Below are 18939 nucleotides of genomic sequence, written 5' to 3'. Positions count from 1 at the left end.
AGCGCACCGAAGCCGGCCGTTGATGCACTCGGCTCTACCGGGCGAGCGCTCCCGCCAGATCGCCGAGCAGGTCCTCGAGGTCCTCCAGGCCGACGGAGATGCGCACGACTCCGTCCGTGATGCCCACGGCTGCACGGCCTTCCGGACCCATGGCCCGGTGGGTGGTGGTGGCGGGGTGCGTCGTCATCGACTTCGCGTCGCCGAGGTTGTTGGAGATGTCGATGATGCGCAGCTTGTTCAGGAACTCGAAGGCGCGCGCCTTGCCGCCCTCGAGCTCGAACGTGACGACGGTGCCGCCGCCGCTCATCTGCGAGACCGCGAGATCGTGCTGGGGGTGCGACGGCAGGTACGGGTACTTCACCCATCCGATACCCGGCTGCGCCTCGAGGAACTCCGCGACGGCCAGCGCCGAGGCGTTCATGTGCCGCACGCGGAGCGGCATCGTCTCGAGACCCTTCAGCAGAGTCCAGGCGTTGAACGGGCTCAGCGCGGGACCGGTGTGGCGCATGAGCGTCTGTACAGGACCGTCGATGTACTCCTTCGATCCCAGGATGGCGCCCCCGAGCACGCGCCCCTGTCCGTCGATGTGCTTGGTCCCCGAGTACACCACCACGTCGGCACCGAGGTCGAAGCTGCGCTGCAGCACGGGCGTCGCGAAGACGTTGTCCAGCACCACCTTCGCACCGGCCGCATGCGCCATCTCGGTCACGCGCCGGACGTCGACGAGCGACTGCATCGGGTTGGACGGCGTCTCGAAGAACACCGCGGTGGTGGGCACGGCGAGCGCCTGTTCCCACTGGTCGAGGTCGTCGCCGTCGACGAAGACGGTCTCGACTCCCCAACGCGGCAGGATCTCGTTGCACACGACGAAGCACGAGCCGAACAGGCTCCGCGCCGCGACGAGTCGGTCGCCGGCCTTCAGGAGCGCTCCGAGCCCGGTGAAGACCGCGGACATCCCGCTCGAGGTGCCGAAGGCCGCCTCGGCGCCGTCGAGCAACCGCAGCCGCTCCTCGAACATGGTGACGGTCGGGTTGCCGTAGCGCGAGTAGACGAAGTGGTCGATGTCGCCGGTGAACGCCTGCTCGGCGGCCTCGGCACTCTCGTACACGAAACCCGAACTGAGATAGAGGGCCTCGGCGTTCTCCTCGAACCCCGAGCGGTTCAGACCGCCGCGGACACCGAGAGTTCCCTGCCCGACCCCGTCGGGCAGGGGCTTGGAGAACCCGCCGCCGGTGGGGATCACTTCTGCCGCCAGGGCAGTCCGACGGCGCGCCACCCGGCACTGCCGCGGTGTCCCTCGGCGTCGGTCGCGCCCTCGAAGCCGTCGAGCACGTTGTAGGCGGGTCCGAGCCCCGCAGCGGTCGCGGCCTCGGCGGCACCGATGGACCGCTGACCGGAGCGACACAGGAAGACCACGGGTCCTCGTTCGACCCCGGCGGCACGGACCTCGTCGACGAAGTTCTCGTTCCTCGCGCCGTCCGGGTAGCCGACCCACTCGACGAAGGCCGTCGGCTTGTCCAGCGACGAGATGTCCGGGACACCCACGTAGCTCCACTCGGCGTGGGTGCGGACGTCGACGAGCGAGGCCTCCGGATCGGTGCTGAGAAGTTCCCAGGCCTGCTCGGGCGTGATGTCTCCTGCGTAGCTCACGAGGCCAGTTTCTCACATGGTCGGCTCGGCCCGATATGTCCGATAGTCGCAGCGTACGGCCTCGAGGGGGCAAGATGAGCCGATGACGGACGACACACTGCGCCCTGCGACGGGCGCCGGCTCACCACAGCCGGACACGAGCGGCGACACGGGGCAGTTCACCCATCGCCAGATCATGACGATCATCTCCGGTCTGATGCTCGGCATGTTCCTGGCCGCGCTCGACCAGACGATCGTCTCGACGTCCATCCGCACCATCGCGGACGACCTGCAGGGCTTCTCCGTTCAGGCGTGGGTCACCACGGCGTACCTGATCACGGCCACCATCTCCACGCCGCTGTACGGGAAGCTCTCGGACATCTACGGGCGCAAACAGTTCTTCCTGACCGCGATCACGATCTTCGTCATCGGATCGGCGCTGTGCGGCTTCGCCACGTCGATGTACCAACTCGCGGCCTTCCGCGCGTTCCAGGGCCTCGGTGCCGGCGGCCTGTTCTCGCTCGCACTGACCATCGTCGGCGACATCGTCCCGCCGCGGGAGCGGGCCAAGTACCAGGGCTACTTCCTCGCCGTGTTCGGCACGTCCAGCGTGCTCGGTCCGGTCATCGGCGGCGTGTTGTCGGGCCAGTCCGAGATCCTGAACATCACCGGCTGGCGCTGGGTGTTCTTCGTCAACGTGCCCATCGGCATCGTCGCTCTGTTCGTCGTCGCCAAGGTGCTGAATCTGCCGCGTCGACACGGCAGCGCGGTCGTCGACTGGGGCGGCGCCGCGGCGCTGGCCGTCGGACTGGTGCCGCTGCTGATCATCGCCGAGCAGGGACGCACGTGGGGATGGGGCTCCGGGCGGGCCATGATCTGCTACGCCATCGGCGTCCTCGGCATCGCGGCCTTCATCGCCATCGAGATCAGGATGAAGACGAACGCACTCATCCCGATGCGCTTCTTCCGCAACTCGACGTTCAGCGTCGGACTCGTGCTCTCGGTCATCACCGGTGCGGCGATGTTCGGCGGCATCACGCTGCTCCCCCAGTACCTGCAGGTGGTCAAGGGCTCGTCGCCGACGCTCGCCGGGTTCCAGATGCTCCCGCTGGTGCTGGGCATCATGGTCGCGTCGATCTTCTCCGGCCAGATGATCTCCCGCACGGGCCACTACCGTCCGTATCCCATCATCGGCACGACTCTCATGACGGTCTGCATGTTCGCGTTCTCGTTCATCGAGTACGACACACCGCTGTGGATGATCATGATCGCGATGTTCGGTTTCGGGTTCGGCCTGGGCAATCTGATGCAGCCGCTGACCCTCGCGATCCAGAACGCACTGCCGCCGCAGGACATGGGCGTCTCCACCTCGTCGGCCACGTTCTTCCGGCAGATCGGCGGCACCATCGGCGTCGCGGTGTTCCTGTCCCTGCTCTTCTCGCGCGTGACCGACGCCATCGCGTCGGCTCTGCGTTCCGCCGCGGAGACTCCCGAGTTCCGCGAGGCGGTGGGTCAGGCCGCGTCCAGCACCGATCCCGCGGTGTCCGGCCTCGCGCAGGGGCTCGTGCAGGGCAACGGGTCGGCCGCCGGGGGCATCCTGGACGACACGTCCTTCATCCAGAAGCTGCCCGACGCGGTGGCGGCGCCGTTCCAGATCGGATTCTCCGACGCGATGGACTCGGTCTTCGTCGTGGCCGGGTTCGTGCTGGCGCTGGCCTTCGTGATCAACCTGTTCTACAAGGAGGTCCCGTTGCGCACCCAGGGCGGCCTCGCAGCTCAGGCGTCGGAACGCACGGCGAGCAAGGACGCAGCCGAGTAGGACACGTCAGGGACTGCAGAGCAGCCAGTCGTCACCGGACCGCACCGCGTTCCAGGTGAGGCTCTGCTCGCTGCCGTCGAGGCTGACGCGCACGTCGGCCTCGGCGGCGTCACCCTTGACCCGCACCTCCTCGATGTTCTCGAGATCCACCGACGTACCCGCATCCGCCAGCGGTGCGTCGGTGATGCCGGGGCACTGCAGTGCGGTGACAGCGGCGGTGTCGCCGGACTTCACAGCCTCGACGTAGGCGGCGACGGCGGTCCCGACACGCTGGTTGTCGCTGACGTTCTCGTCGGGCGACCCGGTCAGCGACAGGATCGCGATGATCACCGCCACGACGACCACCACCGCAGCGGCCGCGATGAAGGGCGCTGCGGTGGTGGGTCTCGGATCCTCTTCGGAGCTCATGCTCCGATCATGTCAGCTCGGTGCAGCTCAGCCCTCGAGCGATGGGTAATCGGTGTAGCCCTCGGCGCCGCCGCCGTAGAAGGTGCTCTCGTCGGGGGTGTTGAGCTCGGTGTCGTGGGTCCACCGGGTCACCAGGTCGGGGTTGGCGATGAACGGCCGACCCACCGTGACGGCGTCGGCGATCTCGTCGGACACCAGCTTCTCGGCCTCGTCGCGAGTGGTCATCGCGGCGAAGCCGGTGTTGAGCACGAACGGGCCGCTCCAGGCCGAACGCAGCTTGCCCAGGAACGGATCCTCGGCGTCGACGAGCACGTGCAGGTACGCCAGGCCGAGGCCGTCGATCTGCGACAGCAGCGCCTCGTAGGCACCCGTCGTGTCGTCCTCGGTGATGCCGCTCGCGGTGCCTCCGGGCGAGATGCGGATGCCGACCCGGCCCGCGCCGATGGCGGCGGAGACGGCGCGCACGACCTCCACGACGAGGCGCGCACGGTTCTCGGGGCTGCCGCCGTAGGAGTCGGTGCGGTGGTTCGCGCCGTCCGCCAGGAACTGGTGGAGCAGGTAGCCGTTGGCGGCGTGCAGCTCGACACCGTCGAGACCGGCCTCGATCGCACGGGTCGAGGCGTCGACGAACACGTCGACCACGCGAGCGATCTCGTCCGCGGCGATCTCGCGCGGCGCGGGGATCTCCTTCGACCCACCCTTGGTGAACATCTCGATACCGGGCGCGATGGCGGACGGTGCGATGGCCTCCAGGCCAGAGTTGTCGGGGTGGGACACCCGACCCGCGTGCATCAGCTGGACGACGATCTTGCCGCCCTCACCGTGCACCGCGTCCGCGATCTTCGCCCAGCCGGCCTGCTGCTCGTCGGTGTGCAGGCCCGGGGTGTTGGTGTAGCCCTTGCCGACGGCGGAAGGCTGCGTTCCCTCGGACACGATGAGGCCGGCACCCGCACGTTGGCGGTAGTACTCGACGACGAGGTCACCGGGCACACCGTCGTCACCACTGCGGCTGCGCGTGAGCGGCGCCATGAAGACACGGTTGCGGGCGTGGATGTCGCCGAGTTCGAGCGGCTGGAGCAGGTGTGATTCGGGACTGAGTTCGGTCACGTCGATCGGCCTTTCGAAGGTGCTGACTGTCGAGCTGTCCTCTGACGCAAGCCTGAGGGGTCCGCGATCCATGCCCGACTGTGGGCCGCATCACTCGGTGGAATCCCGATGTTCACCCAGTTCTCTGTGCACACGTCACGGCCACCTGGCGCACCGGAGGCGCCGCCTCGTCACTTATGCTGGGGTGTCCGCCTCCCTGCGGCCACGACGCCCGCTCCGAGCTCGATGGGCGGCCGGCCGACGACGATGTTAGGTAGATCCACGCTGATGACTGACCAGACCCGCCCGCTCCGAGTGGCCATCGTGGGTGCAGGCCCGGCCGGCATCTACGCCGCCGACGCGTTGATGAAGTCGGACCACAACGTCTCCGGCCCCGGCGTGAGCATCGACCTCTTCGAGCGCATGCCCGCTCCGTTCGGTCTGATCCGCTACGGCGTCGCACCGGATCACCCGCGCATCAAGGGCATCATCACCGCGCTGCACAAGGTGCTCGACAAGCCGCAGGTCCGCCTGCTCGGCAACATCGACTACGGCACCGACATCGACCTCGAGACGATGCGCCGCTTCTACGACGCCGTCATCTTCTCCACCGGCGCCAACGCGGACCGCGCGCTGAACATCCCCGGCATCGACCTCGACGGCAGCTACGGCGCCGCCGACTTCGTCTCCTGGTACGACGGTCACCCCGACGTGCCACGCACCTGGCCCCTCGACGCCGAGAAGGTCGCCGTCCTCGGCGTCGGCAACGTCGCGCTCGACGTGGCCCGCGTACTGGCCAAGACGGGCGACGAGCTGCTGCCCACCGAGATCCCCGCGAACGTCTACGAGGGCCTGAAGGCCAACAAGGCCGTCGAGGTGCACGTGTTCGGCCGCCGCGGCCCCGCCCAGGCCAAGTTCACGCCGCTCGAGCTCCGCGAGCTGGACCACTCCCCCAACATCGAGGTCATCGTCGCTCCCGAGGACATCGACTACGACGAGGGCTCGGAGAAGGCCCGCCGCGAGTCCAAGCAGGTCGACATGGTCGCGAACACGCTGCAGGACTGGGCGATTCGCGATGCCGGCGACCGCCCGCACAAGCTGTTCCTGCACTTCTTCGAGTCGCCGCACGAGGTGCTCGGCCAGGACGGCAAGGTCGTCGGACTGCGCACCGAGCGCACCGAACTCGACGGCACCGGCAACGTCAAGGGCACCGGCAACTACACCGATTGGGACGTCCAGGCCGTCTACCGCGCGGTGGGCTACCTGTCGCAGAACATCGCCGACCTCCCCTTCGACGACCTCGCGGGCACCATCCCCAACGAGGCCGGCCGCGTGAAGAACAACGACGGCACCCCCGTCGACGCCACGTACGTCACCGGCTGGATCAAGCGCGGACCCGTCGGCCTCATCGGCCACACCAAGGGTGATGCCAACGAGACCGTCGCGAACCTCCTCGCCGACGCCCCGTCGTTCGCGGGTGCCACCGACCCGTCCGCGGACGCCGTCGTCGCGTTCCTCGAGGACAAGAAGGTCCCGTTCACCACGTGGGACGGCTGGTACCGCCTCGACGCGCACGAGCGCAGCCTCGGCGAGCCGCAGGGCCGCGAGCGCGTCAAGGTCGTCGAGCGCGAGGACATGCTGCGCGCCAGCGAGCCCGACAAGGCCTGACCCCAGCACCTGACGCACCGAAGCCCCGAGGATGTCCTCGGGGCTTCGTGCGTGTCAGATCCGGACGGACAGCAGCCGTCCCTCGCGCTCGTCCTTGCGGGCGTGCTCGTTGAAATCGGGTGCGGCGCAGACGAAAAGGGTGCGGCCGTCGTCGCCGCCGAACCCGCACGCGAACACCCCGGTGTCGAAGGTCAACTCGTCGACCACTCCCTCGCCCTCGCGAATCTGCACGATGCGCTGCCCCAGTGCGTCGGCCGCCCACAGCGTGCCGTCCTGCGCGAGAGCGCAACCGTCGGGCGCCACCACCACCTGGCCGATGCCCTTGGCCATGTCCGTCGACTCGGGCATCGGACCGAGCACGGCCCAGTCGCGGCGCGGTCCGAGGACACCGTCGTCGCCGATCGCGAAGGCGCTGATCCGGTTGCCGAGCGTCTCGTCGACGAGGAGATCGCCGCCTGCGGTGACGGCCATGCCGTTCGGGAAGTGCAGATCGGTGGCGTCCTCGTGCACACTGCCGTCCGGCTCGACACGCAGCAGGGAGGCCGTCTCGATGGGCGCCATGTTCATGAGATCGAATCCGAAGTTGCCGACGTAGGCGCGCCCGTCCGCATCCACGTGCATGTCGTTGGCGTTGCCGGTCGCGTGCGCGGACAGGTCCGCGTGCACCACGAGGTCGCCGTTCTCCTCGCGCCGCAGAACGGTTTGATCTCGCATCGAGACGACCAGGAGCCGACCGTCGGGAAGCCACCCGAGCCCGGACGGCTGGTGCGGCACCTCGGCCTCCACCCGGACGTCGCTGCCGTCCTCGTTCGCCGACAGCACCTGGTGGGTGTAGAAGTCGGAGACCCAGACACGACCCTCCCGCCACCGTGGGCACTCGAAGTAGGTGTAGCCCTCCAGGACCACGGTCGGCTCTGCCTTCATGTGTAGCTCCTCGCACGACGAGACGGATGATCGAATGTGACGTACGCCTCATCACATCATGAGGCATCCTGGCAGACGTGTTCGACAGCCACGTCCACATCATCGATCCGCGGTTCCCTCTCGTGTCGAACGGCGGATACGAACCCCCCGTGTTCACTGCCGACGACTATCGCGAGGAGACCGACGGACTGGGGGTCGTGGGCGGCGCCGTCATCGCCGGGTCGTTCCAGGGCTGCGGCCAGAGCTTTCTGCTCGCGGCGCTGACCGAACTCGGTGACGGATGGGTGGGCGTGACCCACCTGCCGTGGGACGCCGAGGACGAGGACATCATCGCGCTCGACGACGCGGGCGTCCGAGCGCTCAGATTCAATCTGCGGCGCGGCGACACCGACGTGTCGACCCTCACCGAGCAGGCCGTCCGCGCGCACGAGATCGCCGGATGGCACGCCGAGTTCTACGCGGACGCCGGATTGTTGCTGTCCCTGGAGCCGGTCCTGTCCAAACTGCCGGCCATCAGCATCGACTACCTCGGCATGGCCGAGGACGCCATGCCGTACCTCCTCGATCTCGTCGACAGAGGAGCACGGGTCAAGGCGGCGGGCTTCGGCCGCATCGGCCACGACCCGGTGGAGGCGATGAGCAGGATCCATGCCGTCAACCCCGAGGCACTGATGTTCGGGACCGATCTGCCCGGCACGCGCTCCCCGCGACGCTTCGTCCCCTCCGACATCGACCTGGTGACCGAGGCAGTGGGCGGCGATCTCCAGAAGGTGCTGTTCAGGAACGCGAGGGCCTGGTACCGGGAGCGTTAGAGCACGATGACGGCAACGACCCACACGCCGGCCGCGAGCAGACCACCGAACAGCTCGACGAGGATCGACAGGCCCACCGCCTTGGTGGCGTGGACCGTCGACTGCCAGGCGGATCCCGACGTGCGGGCACGAGGAAGTTCCGCCAGGTACACACCGAGGGGGAACCCGAGGAAGAGTCCGACGACCGGGACGACGAAGAATCCGACGATGCCGACGACGCCGCCCGCGACGATGGAACGGGTGGGCACTCCGGCCGTCTTCAGTCGTCTGCCCGGCCACAGGTACTTGACGACGCCCGATGCCACCAGCAGCGCCGTCGCGATGCCGAACACCGTCCACGCCGATGCGGTGCCGACGACGAAGGCCCAGACGCCGATCGCGGCGAAGATCAGGACGACACCGGGGAGCACCGGGACGACGATCCCGATCAGGCCGATCAGGACGACCAGTCCGACGAGGACCTCGGCACCGGCGGTCACCGTGCCGAGACCGGACGCACGCGGCTCGCGGCGTCGCGTGCACGCTCCCGCGCGGTCTCGACGTCCGGACCGGTCGACACGGCGACGCCCATCCGGCGCTTCGCGAAGCTCTCAGGCTTGCCGAACAGGCGGATGTCGGTCTCCGGGACGCGGAGCGCCTGCTCGACGCCCTCGAAGGCGATGCCCACCTCGTCGAGACCGCCGTAGATCACCGCGGACGCGCCGGGTGTCAGCAGCGTGGTGTCCACCGGAAGCCCGAGGATGGCGCGCGCGTGCAGCTCGAACTCCGACAGCCGCTGGGTGCCGAGCGTGACCAGGCCCGTGTCGTGCGGTCGTGGGCTGACCTCGGAGAAGTACACGTCGTCGCCCTTGACGAAGAGCTCGACGCCGAAGATGCCGCGGCCGCCGAGTGCCGCGGTGACCGTGCGTGCGACCTCGCGTGCGGCGTGCAGAGCGGCCGCCGACATGGGCTGGGGCTGCCACGACTCGATGTAGTCGCCGGACTTCTGGAGGTGGCCGATGGGCTCGCAGAAGGAGGTCTCGTCGGCGCCGTTCTCGTCGACCGCGCGGACGGTGAGCTGGGTGATCTCGTAGTCGAAGTCGACGAAGCCCTCGACGATGACCCGGCCCAGCGCGACTCGTCCCCCGGCCTGAGCGTGGTCCCAGGCCCGCTGGACGTCGTCGTCGCTCGTCACGACCGACTGCCCCTTGCCCGACGACGACATCACCGGCTTGATCACCGCCGGGAAGCCCGTGTGCTCGAGCGCCGCGCGAACCTCGTCCACACTGTCGGCGAAGGCGTACGGCGACGTGGGCAACCCCAGCTCCTCGGCCGCGAGCCTGCGGATGCCCTCGCGGTTCATCGTCAGCTGCGTCGCGCGCGCCGTCGGCACGACGGTGGTGACCCCGCGGTCCTCGACCACGGAGAGCGCCTCGGTGGCGATGGCCTCGATCTCCGGCACGACGAAGTGCGGCGCCTCGGACTCGATGACGGCGAGCAGGGCGTCCGGATCGCTCATGTCCACCGTGTGGGCGCGGTGCGCGACCTGATGGCCGGGGGCGTCCGCGTACCGGTCGACGGCGATCACCTCGACGCCCAGGCGCTGGAACGCGATGATCACTTCCTTGCCGAGCTCACCGGAGCCCAGCAGCATCACCTTGGTGGCCGACGGAGAAAGCGGAGTACCGATGCGGGAGCACGTCACTCTTGGAATGCTATCGGGCATGGCGGACACCGAGGACCTGCTCACCTACCTCCAGCGAGGACGGGACGCGGTGGTGTGGAAACTCGACGGCGCGTCGGAGTACGACATCCGTCGGCCCCTCACGTCGACCGGTACCAACCTGCTGGGAATCGTGAAACACCTGGCCATGACCGAGGCGGGGTACCTCGGGTCCACGTTCGGGCGACCGTTCCCCGAACCGATCCCGTGGTCCGACCCGACACTCGAACTCAATGCCGACATGTGGGCCACACCCGACCAGTCCCGCGATTCTCTCGTCGACCTCTACCGCCGGGTGAACGCCCATGCCGACGAGACGGTGCGCACCCTCGGACCGAGAGCGGAGGGGACGGTGCCGTGGTGGACGGCGAAGAACCCTGTGACCGTCGAGTACATCCTGGTGCACCTGATCGCGGAGACACACCGCCATGCCGGCCACGCCGACATCGTGCGCGAACTCGCCGACGGCAGCGCCGGACTGGCTCCCGGCAACTCCAACCTGGCAGACGGTGACGCCGACTGGTGGGGTGACTACCGGTCGCGGGTGGCCGACGCCGCGTCGGAGTTCCTCTGAGTCTCCCGACCCGCACAGTCCGGTCCTGTCGTCGGGCAGGTTCCGGTGGATAGGGTCGCGCCATGACTACTGCAGGTGGACCTCTCGCCGGAATCAAGGTCGTGGAACTCGCGGGCATCGGCCCCGGACCGCACACCGCGACGCTGCTGGCCGACCTCGGCGCCGACGTCGTGCGCGTCCAGCGTGCGGGCGCGTTGCCGGCCGAGGGATCACCGGGCGACCCCCTGCTCCGCAACCGCCGCATCGTCGAGGCGAACCTGAAGGATCCGGCCGAGCTGGAGCGGGTGCTCGACCTGATCTCCCGCGCCGACGTCCTCATCGAGGGCTTCCGTCCGGGGGTCACCGAGCGCATGGGTCTGGGACCCGACGTCGTCGCCGAGCGCAACCCCGGTCTGGTCTACGGACGCATGACGGGGTGGGGCCAGGAGGGTCCGTGGTCGCAGGTCGCGGGACACGACATCAACTACATCTCGGTCACCGGAGTGCTGCACGCGATCGGACGCGAGGGTGAGCGCCCGGTACCCCCGATGAACATGGTCGGCGACTTCGGCGGTGGATCGATGTTCCTCGTCATGGGCATTCTCGCGGCGCTGGTCGAACGCGGTCGGTCCGGGAAGGGCCAGGTGATCGACGCGGCCATGGTCGACGGCACCGTCGCGTTGTCGCACATGATCTGGGGGTGGCGCGGGATCGGCATGTGGTCCGACGAGCGCGGCAGGAACCTGCTGGACACCGGTGCCCCGTTCTACGACACGTACGAGACGTCCGACGGCAAGCACGTCGCCGTCGGTGCGCTGGAACCCCAGTTCTACGCCGCGATGCTGCAGGGACTCGGGCTCGATCCGTCGGCCTTGCCCCACCAGCTCGACCGTGAGCAGTGGCCGACGCTGCGGTCGACCTTCACGGAGGTGTTCGCCTCCCGCACGCGCGACGAGTGGGCCGCCGTCTTCGACGGCACGGACGCCTGCGTCACCCCCGTGCTGACCTTCGACGAGGCCACACGCCACCGCCACATGGCCGAACGCGGCAGCCTCATCGACATCGACGCGGTCACCCAGCACGCCCCGGCGCCGCGTTTCGGGCGTACCGCCACGTCGACGCCGGCGGGTCCGGCCCGCTCGTCCGTCGACCCCGACTCGGTCTGGACCTGAGTGGACGCCGCGGCCTGGGACGCCAAGTACGAACGCGCCGAACTCATCTGGGGCGCACCGCCGAACGACATGGTCGTCGAGTTCTGCACCTCCCTGCCGCGCGGCCGGGCGCTCGATCTCGCGTGCGGCGAGGGGCGCAACGCCCTCTGGCTCGCCACGCGCGGATGGAGTGTCGACGCCGTCGACTTCAGCAGCGTGGCGCTGACCAAGGCGGTCCGCATCGCCGCCACGGCCACCGCGTCGATCCGCGAGCGTGTGCGGTGGGTCCACGCGGACGTGACCACACTCACACCGGAGCGGAATTATGATCTCGTTGTCATCGCCTACCTGCATTTATCGCGGACCGAGCGTGAAAACGTCCTCGCGACTGCCGTCCAGGCGTTGAAACATGAGGGAATCCTCGTGATCGTGGGTCACCATTCTGCCAATCTGAAGAATGGCGTCGGCGGTCCTCAGGATCCCGAGATCCTGTACAGCCCAGACGATCTGGTCGCGGACATCGGCGACAGGATGCGCATTCTCGTCGCCGAGGACAGGGTGCGGCACGTAGGTGATTCCGCAGCGATCGACGCCCTTGTGGTGGGACGAGTTACCGACGAGTAGACCCCTATTGGCAGTGTTCCCGATCCGGCGTAACATAGCCGTATGTTACTGGCGAGTAGGTAGCGCCGGGCCACACAGGCGGTACCGAGGCCGGACCGCACCACTGAGACGGAGAACGCATCACCATGGGTCATTACAAGAGCAATCTTCGCGATCTCGAGTTCAACCTGTTCGAGCTGTTCGCCCTGGACAAGACGCTCGAGTCCGGACAGTTCGGCGATCTCGACGTCGACACCGTGCGTGACATGCTCTCCGAGGTCCGCCGCCTCGCCGAGGGCCCGCTCGCGGAGTCCTTCGCCGACGCCGACCGCAACCCGCCGACCTTCGACCCCGAGACGCACACCGTCACCCTCCCGGAGTCGTTCAAGAAGTCGTACCGCGCGCTGCAGGAAGCCGGCTGGGACCACCTGGGCCTCGACGAGGAACTCGGCGGCATGCCGGTACCGCGCCAGGTGTTCTGGGCCGTCGCCGAGATGATCCTCGGATCGAACCCCGCCGCCTTCATGTACTCCGCCGGCCCGGGCTTCGCGCAGATCCTCTCCGACAACGGCAACGAGCAGCAGAAGAAGTGGGCCGTACTCGCCTCCGAGCGCAACTGGGGCGCCACCATGGTCCTCACCGAGCCCGACGCGGGTTCGGACGTGGGCGCCGGCCGCACCAAGGCCGTCGAGCAGGCCGACGGCAGCTGGCACATCGAGGGCGTCAAGCGCTTCATCACCTCGGCCGACTCGGACGATCTCTTCGAGAACATCTTCCACCTCGTGCTCGCTCGCCCCGAGGGCGCCAAGCCGGGCACCAAGGGACTGTCGCTGTTCTTCGTCCCGAAGTTCCACTTCGACAGCGAGACCGGCGAACTCGGCGAGCGCAACGGCGTGTTCGTCACCAACGTCGAGCACAAGATGGGCCTCAAGGTCTCGGCCACCTGTGAGCTGACCCTCGGCGGACACGGCGTCCCCGCCAAGGGCTGGCTCGTCGGCGACGTCCACAACGGCATCGCGCAGATGTTCGACGTCATCGAGCACGCTCGAATGATGGTGGGCACCAAGGCCATCTCGACGCTGTCCACCGGGTACCTCACCGCGCTCGACTACGCCAAGCAGCGCATTCAGGGTGCTGACCTGACGCAGATGACCGACAAGGCCGCGCCCCGCGTCTCCATCACGCATCACCCCGACGTCCGTCGCTCGCTGATGACGCAGAAGGCGTACGCCGAGGGCCTGCGCGCGGTGTTCCTCTACACGGCCGCTCACCAGGACGAGGTTGCCGCACTGCACGTCTCGGGCGCCGACAAGGACACCGCGTTCCGCGTCAACGACCTGCTGCTCCCCATCGTCAAGGGTGTGGGTTCCGAGGTCGCGTACGAGCAGCTGGCGCAGAGCCTCCAGACGCTCGGTGGCTCCGGCTTCCTGCAGGACTACCCAATCGAGCAGTACATCCGCGATGCCAAGATCGACTCGCTGTACGAGGGCACCACGGCCATCCAGGCGCAGGACTTCTTCTTCCGCAAGATCGCCCGGGACCGCGGCGTCGCACTGGCCCACGTCGCCGGCCAGATCAAGACGTGGATCGACAGCGAGGCGGGCAACGGTCGCCTCAAGAGCGAGCGTGCCTTGCTCAACACCGCCCTCGAGGACGTGCAGGGCATGGTCGCCACACTCACGCAGCACCTCATGGGTGCCCAGGAGCAGCCGACCGAGCTGTACAAGGTCGGCCTCGGATCCGTCCGCCTGCTCATGAGCGTCGGCGACCTGATGATCGGCTGGCTGCTGCTGCGTCAGTCCGAGATCGCCATCGCCGCACTCGACAACGGCGCCGGCGAGAAGGACAAGGCGTTCTACGAGGGCAAGATCGGCGCAGCGTCGTTCTTCGCCAAGAACATCCTGCCCCGCCTGACCTCCACCCGTCAGATCCTGTCCGACCTGGACAACGACGTCATGGAGCTCGACGAAGCGGCGTTCTGATCCGCTCAATCCCCACTGCGGCCCGGCTGGTATTCCAGCCGGGCCGCAGTGCTGTTCCTGCCTGTTCCCGCACCCATGCTCGTACGCCGCACGCGTGTTGCTCGGCGAGGTCCCGTGCGGGCCACGAGCAAGGGTGCGGGAACTCAGAGGAGGGCGCGCAACCGGGCGATGAGCGCCTCGGGCCGTGCGAGATCCGCCCACGTCCAGCGCACGACGCGGAAGCCGAGCGCGCGCAATGCATCCTCGCGCCGCTTCTCCTCGAACACGGCGTCCCCTGCGTCCTGCCCGGGTCGGAGAAAGCGACCGTACTTCACGCGACCGTCGAACTCGCCGATCACATCGCCCCACAGGAAATCGACGCGCCACACCCCGATTCCCGCCTGAAGCACTGGTGGCGGGAGCCCGACGCGATGGAACAGCACGCGGCTGCGCGACTCACCGACACTCCCCGAGAGCGGGTCGAGGAATGCCGCGACCCGCCTCGCGCCCGCGATGCCGTGCCGACGACTGGCCACGGCGAGTTCGTCCACCAGGGAGTCGCCCTCGATTCCCGCAGCGTCGCCCATGACCACGGCCTGCTCGAAGGGGACGGTCCGCGCCACGTCCACCAAGGTCCGAGCCGGCGACGTCACCGTGAACCCGTTCACCACGTGCACGGCGGAGCCCGGCAGCGGCGCGCAGTGCACCAACGTGTCGGCGCGCCGCCGTCCGCCGTTCCGCCGATCGCGCGTCACGTGCACCCTGGTCAGATCGACCGCCCACGGCGGCCACCCGGTGCTTCTCGAGGCGGTCCAACCCGTCGAGACGAGTCGCGTCCAGATACGCCCCGTGACCCAGCCGGGTGATGTCGCCCCTCGTGTAGAGCCGTCGCAGCTCGTTGTCGGTGTACCCGTCCTGGAGAGCGTTCTGCCGCAGCACCAGCCGTGATGCATCGAGATCCATCGGTCGAGCATGAGCGGATGACCGGGGCGCCGACACCGGACCGGGCGGCGTCCTGTGGATGGCGCACGGTCCGTCCACAGCCCTGCTCCTCCGTTTCCGCACCCATGCTTGCGCGTCGCACGCGACCTCGCCGAGCAACACGCGTGCGGTACACGAGCATGGGTGCGGGAACAGAGTGCGCGCGGGAACAGTGTGCGTGCGGAATCAGAGTGCGTGCGGAATCGGAGAGGGCGCGGCTAGCGAACACCCTCTGAACGCAACTCGCGCGCCCACACGGCTGCATGCCGCGTCAGCACTTCCGCGATGCGCTCGAGCTCGGCGGGGTACGCCGCGACGTCGGCTTGCATGGACACGCTCAATGCGTCCGTCGCGGGTATCCGGTACGGCACGACGGTCGCGATGCAGACCACGCCGACGGTGCCCTGCTCCCGCTCGAGTGACCAGCCGCGCCGCCGCACCTCGCCGAGCTCGGCGATCAGCTGCTCGTGGTCGGTGATGGAGTTCTCGGTGACACGGTCCAATGTCTCCGGCAGCAGGGCGCGCACCTCGTCGTCGGTGAGTTCGGCGAGCAGCGCCTGCCCCAGGGCGGTCACGCTGCAGGGCAACTTGCGGCCCACACGATGCATCCGGCGCACTTCCTGGCGTGAACCGCGGCTGGCGAGGTAGATGACACTGGACTCGTCCCGCCGCGCGAAGTGCACCGTGTGACCGATCTCGGCCCGCAGCGACTCGAGCACCGACGCCGCTCGACCCACCACCGAGTCCTTGTCGAGGTACGACGTGCCCGCGAGCAACGCATGCGTGCCGATGCCGTACCGGCTGCCGGATTCGTCGGCCTCGATCCATCGCAGTTCCTTGAGTGTCCGCAGCAACGCGTGCAGGCTCGACCTCGGGTACTTGCACGCCTCCTGGAGCTCGCCGAGACTCATGCGCGTCGGCGATGCCGCCAGCGTCTCGAGGATGTGGATGGTGCGCTCTGCCGATTTCACCGGTTGCGACTCGGGGGTCGCGACGCGTGCGTCTGTCACACCAGGAACTTTATCCTTCATGATGAACCCGGTACCCACTGTCGACACGTATTCACCCATCAGGGTGAGTCGACCTCGCACCGTCAGTACTCCTCGACGAGATTCGCTGCGACGTAGTCGAGATCGATCTGCTCGCCCAGGCCCGGTGCCGTCGGCATGGCTACCATGCCGTGCTCGTCCACCGGGTCCACGATGGAGGTGAGATGCGGCGGCACCCAGTCGTAGTCGACGAACGGGTGCAGCAGCCCCCGCTCGTACCAGTGGGCGACGAAGCTCCCGCCCACCAGTGCGAGATTGGGGGCCCCGTTCCCGTGCACCTCGCACTCGAGCCCGAAGCCTTCGGCCATGTGCATGGTCTTGAGCGCCGGCGTGATCCCGCCGCCGTTCATCGCACCCACCCGGAGGATGTCGCACGCGTCGTTCACGATCCATTCCGCGCGGGCGCGATGCCGGCCGGGGACGGTCTCGGGACCGATCACCGGAGTCGCCACCTGCTCCGCCAACCACTTGTACGACCGCAGCGAGAACTCGTCCATCGGCTCCTCGAACCAGTCGAACTTCAGACGGTCGAGCTCACGGCCCAACGTCAGCGCCTCGGTACGCGAGTACCAGTGGTATCCGTCCAGCATCAGCGAGAACCCGTCCCCCACAGCGTCCCGCACCGCGGCGCAGGCATCGATGTCACGGGTGAGGTCGGGAGCGCCGGCGATGGGCGGCATCCATGTGTGCAGCTTGATACCTCGATAGCCGCGGTTCTTCAGATCGACAGCGAACGCCGCGTATTCCTCCGGAGTGGAGAGCCCTCCTTCCAGAGTGTCTCCGCACATCGTGCTCGCATACGCCTTGACCTCGGACCGGGCGCCGCCCAACAGCTTCCACACCGGGGTATCGAAGGCGTTGCCGGCCAGGTCCCACAGCGCCTGATCGACGTAGCTGAGTGAATGCTCCGGCAGCTCCACCGCGCGCGTCCGCTGCCGGATGCCGAACTTCGTGTCGACGGCCTCTCTCATCAGGATGTCGGTGCCCACCAGCACCGGGCGGAAATGCTGTTCGACCTGGTCGCGTCGAAGGTAGTTGGGCTTGCCCAGCACTCGGCCCGTCGCACCGTCGGAGTCGGTGATGCTCAGCAACGCCTGGGTCGTCTGCGCGGACGGACCCGGGTGCCGATGCCCATAGGAGTCCACGGAGGTACGGGCTTCGGTCTTGAACACCTGGACTGAGACGTGTTCGATCACGCTGGCCATGAGGTTCTGCTTTCTACTGGGTGAAGGAACAGCGGGCGAGGACTCACTTGCCGTTACGCGCGTCGTACTTGGCCTGTGCCATGTCGAGTTTCTCGGCGAAGTCGTCCGCGAAGTCCTGTGCGCTGAGCGAGCCGATCAGTACTTTCTGCCATTCGCTGACCATCTGCACCTGCACGATCTTGCCGAAACTGGACAGGTAGTCGGGCGGGGTGACGAGCACGGTCTCCGGGTCGTCGAGCGCGGTGAGAGCGGCCTGCACCGACGGCATCGCGGCGAACTCGGGAGCCTGCCGAGCCGCCTTGTTCACGGGGATCTGACCGACGTTGCCGTTCCAGTACGCCTGCGATTCCGACGACGTCATGAACTCGAGGAACTTCCACGCCGCCGCCTGGTGGGGGCTGCTCCGGAAGACGGTGTAGGACGGGAACGGATCCGTCATGATGGTGCGCACCCCCTCGTCATTGCGGGGTAGAGCCACCGCTCCAGCGTTGTCGCCCAGAGATTTCCGGTGGTTGCTCAATGATCCGAGGTTGTGCTGCAACATTCCCACCGAGCCGCCCCCGAAGCTGGCGACCATCTGGGGGAAGCCGTTGTTGACGTCGGCGGTCGGGGTGTTCACGTCGTACAGTGCTGCAAACCTGTCGATGGCCTCGACCATCTCCGGTCGGTTCAGAGTCGACGCACCGTCCTCGAAGAAGGCCTTCGTGCCGGTACTGGCGAACATGTACTGCAGAAGCGGATAGATGGACCCCGCGCCGCCGCGGATGGTGAACCCGTAGCGCCCACGGTCCTTGTCAGTGAGTGTGTCTGCCGCGGCGAAGAACTCGTCGTAGTCGTCCGGTGGTTCGATACCGGCCTGCTCGAACCAGTCCTTGCGGTACCAGAGAGTGGCGTTGTTACTCGTGTACGGAAGCCCGTACAGATTCTCGCCACCGCCGGACTCGCGAGCAGAGTCGAGGATGCCCTCGTCGTAGTCGTCACGTTGCGGCGACGCCTCGACGAAGTCGTCGAGCGGGATGACCGCGTTCTGCGCGACCAAGGGCGCGAGATACGCCGTGGAGACGATGCCCAGATCGGGTGCCGTACCGCCGGCCAGGGCGGTCTGATACTTCTGCTGCGCACTGTCCGACGGCAGCCCGACGTACTCGATGTCGATACCGGGATTGGCTGCTTCGAAACGGCGGATCAGTTCCTCGTACAACGGGGTTCGGTCCGGCCCGGCATTGTTGTCCCAGAAGGTGAGCGTCGCGTTGTTCGGGTCTCCGAGCGCACCGTCGGGCAGGCTCGTCTCGGAACTGCAGGACGTGAGCATCAGGGTGGCCACGGCCCCCACGATGGAGGTGCGCAGCAGGGTCCTCCGGTCGATATTCTTCATGACGGTCCTTCGG

General features: G+C 67.8%; 18 protein-coding genes. 7 read left to right on the top strand and 11 right to left on the bottom strand.

Annotated elements, in window-relative coordinates:
- Positions 1-34 precede the first annotated feature (34 nt).
- Both OG947_RS12810 and OG947_RS12805 read right to left on the bottom strand, forming a co-directional pair.
- Complete coding sequence (locus OG947_RS12810; RefSeq protein ID WP_027506211.1) at positions 35-1240, bottom strand: O-succinylhomoserine sulfhydrylase; 1206 nt, start codon at positions 1238-1240, stop codon at positions 35-37.
- Positions 1240-1650, bottom strand: coding sequence for a rhodanese-like domain-containing protein (locus tag OG947_RS12805; protein ID WP_222646315.1), 411 nt, complete (start codon positions 1648-1650; stop codon positions 1240-1242). Before OG947_RS12805 ends, OG947_RS12810 begins: the two co-directional genes overlap by 1 nt.
- A gap of 82 nt (positions 1651-1732) precedes the next feature.
- Between OG947_RS12805 and OG947_RS12800 the strand changes: the two genes are divergently transcribed.
- Positions 1733-3448, top strand: coding sequence for an MDR family MFS transporter (locus OG947_RS12800; protein ID WP_307108163.1), 1716 nt, complete (start codon positions 1733-1735; stop codon positions 3446-3448).
- Between the two features lie 6 nt (positions 3449-3454).
- Here OG947_RS12800 and OG947_RS12795 read toward each other — a convergent pair whose 3' ends face one another.
- Positions 3455-3856 (bottom strand): Rv0361 family membrane protein, encoded by a 402-nt coding sequence (locus tag OG947_RS12795; RefSeq protein WP_051613444.1) that lies wholly within the window; start codon positions 3854-3856, stop codon positions 3455-3457.
- A gap of 27 nt (positions 3857-3883) precedes the next feature.
- Complete coding sequence (locus tag OG947_RS12790; protein ID WP_328812002.1) at positions 3884-4963, bottom strand: alkene reductase; 1080 nt, start codon at positions 4961-4963, stop codon at positions 3884-3886.
- Positions 4964-5230: 267 nt separating this feature from the next.
- On the opposite strand from OG947_RS12790, the gene OG947_RS12785 reads away from it, so the two are divergent.
- Positions 5231-6610, top strand: a complete 1380-nt coding sequence (locus OG947_RS12785) for an FAD-dependent oxidoreductase (RefSeq protein ID WP_328812001.1) — start codon at positions 5231-5233, stop codon at positions 6608-6610.
- Between the two features lie 54 nt (positions 6611-6664).
- Here the strand turns inward: OG947_RS12785 and OG947_RS12780 are convergent, their stop codons facing one another.
- Positions 6665-7534: an SMP-30/gluconolactonase/LRE family protein gene (locus tag OG947_RS12780; protein ID WP_328812000.1), complete on the bottom strand. Its 870-nt coding sequence runs from the start codon at positions 7532-7534 to the stop codon at positions 6665-6667.
- Positions 7535-7611: 77 nt separating this feature from the next.
- Here OG947_RS12780 and OG947_RS12775 point away from each other — a divergent pair, with 77 nt between their 5' ends.
- On the top strand, positions 7612-8346 hold the full coding sequence (locus OG947_RS12775) for an amidohydrolase family protein (RefSeq protein ID WP_328811999.1): 735 nt from the start codon (positions 7612-7614) through the stop codon (positions 8344-8346).
- On the opposite strand, the gene OG947_RS12770 is transcribed toward OG947_RS12775, so the two are convergent.
- Together OG947_RS12770 and purT are read right to left on the bottom strand one after the other, a co-directional pair.
- Positions 8343-8825, bottom strand: a complete 483-nt coding sequence (locus OG947_RS12770; RefSeq protein ID WP_027506205.1) for a DUF456 domain-containing protein — start codon at positions 8823-8825, stop codon at positions 8343-8345. The two genes, OG947_RS12775 and OG947_RS12770, sit on opposite strands and share 4 nt — an antisense overlap.
- On the bottom strand, positions 8822-10051 hold the full coding sequence (gene purT, locus OG947_RS12765) for a formate-dependent phosphoribosylglycinamide formyltransferase (protein ID WP_442973129.1): 1230 nt from the start codon (positions 10049-10051) through the stop codon (positions 8822-8824). Before purT ends, OG947_RS12770 begins: the two co-directional genes overlap by 4 nt.
- Between purT and OG947_RS12760 the strand changes: the two genes are divergently transcribed.
- From OG947_RS12760 to OG947_RS12745, 4 genes are all read left to right on the top strand, one after another.
- On the top strand, positions 10050-10622 hold the full coding sequence (locus OG947_RS12760; RefSeq protein ID WP_328811997.1) for a DinB family protein: 573 nt from the start codon (positions 10050-10052) through the stop codon (positions 10620-10622). The genes purT and OG947_RS12760 overlap by 2 nt on opposite strands.
- 62 nt (positions 10623-10684) lie before the next feature.
- On the top strand, positions 10685-11773 hold the full coding sequence (locus OG947_RS12755; RefSeq protein ID WP_328811996.1) for a CaiB/BaiF CoA transferase family protein: 1089 nt from the start codon (positions 10685-10687) through the stop codon (positions 11771-11773).
- Positions 11774-12376, top strand: a complete 603-nt coding sequence (locus OG947_RS12750; protein ID WP_222632147.1) for a class I SAM-dependent methyltransferase — start codon at positions 11774-11776, stop codon at positions 12374-12376.
- A gap of 125 nt (positions 12377-12501) precedes the next feature.
- Positions 12502-14337 carry an acyl-CoA dehydrogenase gene (locus OG947_RS12745; protein WP_027506200.1) on the top strand — a complete coding sequence of 612 codons (1836 nt, stop codon included), beginning with the start codon at positions 12502-12504 and terminating at the stop codon, positions 14335-14337.
- Positions 14338-14480: 143 nt separating this feature from the next.
- Here the strand turns inward: OG947_RS12745 and OG947_RS12740 are convergent, their stop codons facing one another.
- From OG947_RS12740 to OG947_RS12725, 4 genes are all read right to left on the bottom strand, one after another.
- Positions 14481-15071: a hypothetical protein gene (locus tag OG947_RS12740; protein ID WP_328811995.1), complete on the bottom strand. Its 591-nt coding sequence runs from the start codon at positions 15069-15071 to the stop codon at positions 14481-14483.
- Positions 15072-15515: 444 nt separating this feature from the next.
- Positions 15516-16307, bottom strand: a complete 792-nt coding sequence (locus OG947_RS12735; protein WP_328811994.1) for an IclR family transcriptional regulator — start codon at positions 16305-16307, stop codon at positions 15516-15518.
- 83 nt (positions 16308-16390) lie between these two features.
- Complete coding sequence (locus OG947_RS12730; RefSeq protein WP_328811993.1) at positions 16391-17551, bottom strand: enolase C-terminal domain-like protein; 1161 nt, start codon at positions 17549-17551, stop codon at positions 16391-16393.
- 43 nt (positions 17552-17594) lie between these two features.
- The gene (locus OG947_RS12725; RefSeq protein WP_328811992.1) at positions 17595-18926 is read right to left on the bottom strand and encodes an ABC transporter substrate-binding protein; all 1332 of its coding nucleotides are present in this window, start codon (positions 18924-18926) and stop codon (positions 17595-17597) included.
- Between the last annotated feature and the right edge of the window lie 13 nt (positions 18927-18939).

Origin of the sequence: Rhodococcus sp. NBC_00297 (genome assembly GCF_036173065.1) — a bacterium.
Lineage (GTDB): Bacteria > Actinomycetota > Actinomycetes > Mycobacteriales > Mycobacteriaceae > Rhodococcoides.
Note: the sequence above shows the minus strand (reverse complement) of the source record. Positions and strands in the feature narration are given on the sequence as shown.

Bases quoted from the DNA above. Each gene is read 5' to 3' on its own strand.
- OG947_RS12760 (WP_328811997.1), top strand. From the start codon at position 10,050: ATGGCGGACACCGAGGACCTGCTCACCTACCTCCAGCGAGGACGGGAC.
- purT (WP_442973129.1), bottom strand. From the start codon at position 10,051: ATGCCCGATAGCATTCCAAGAGTGACGTGCTCCCGCATCGGTACTCCG.
- OG947_RS12725 (WP_328811992.1), bottom strand. From the start codon at position 18,926: ATGAAGAATATCGACCGGAGGACCCTGCTGCGCACCTCCATCGTGGGG.
- OG947_RS12755 (WP_328811996.1), top strand. From the start codon at position 10,685: ATGACTACTGCAGGTGGACCTCTCGCCGGAATCAAGGTCGTGGAACTC.
- OG947_RS12785 (WP_328812001.1), top strand. From the start codon at position 5,231: ATGACTGACCAGACCCGCCCGCTCCGAGTGGCCATCGTGGGTGCAGGC.
- OG947_RS12780 (WP_328812000.1), bottom strand. From the start codon at position 7,534: ATGAAGGCAGAGCCGACCGTGGTCCTGGAGGGCTACACCTACTTCGAG.
- OG947_RS12730 (WP_328811993.1), bottom strand. From the start codon at position 17,551: ATGGCCAGCGTGATCGAACACGTCTCAGTCCAGGTGTTCAAGACCGAA.
- OG947_RS12795 (WP_051613444.1), bottom strand. From the start codon at position 3,856: ATGAGCTCCGAAGAGGATCCGAGACCCACCACCGCAGCGCCCTTCATC.
- OG947_RS12745 (WP_027506200.1), top strand. From the start codon at position 12,502: ATGGGTCATTACAAGAGCAATCTTCGCGATCTCGAGTTCAACCTGTTC.
- OG947_RS12800 (WP_307108163.1), top strand. From the start codon at position 1,733: ATGACGGACGACACACTGCGCCCTGCGACGGGCGCCGGCTCACCACAG.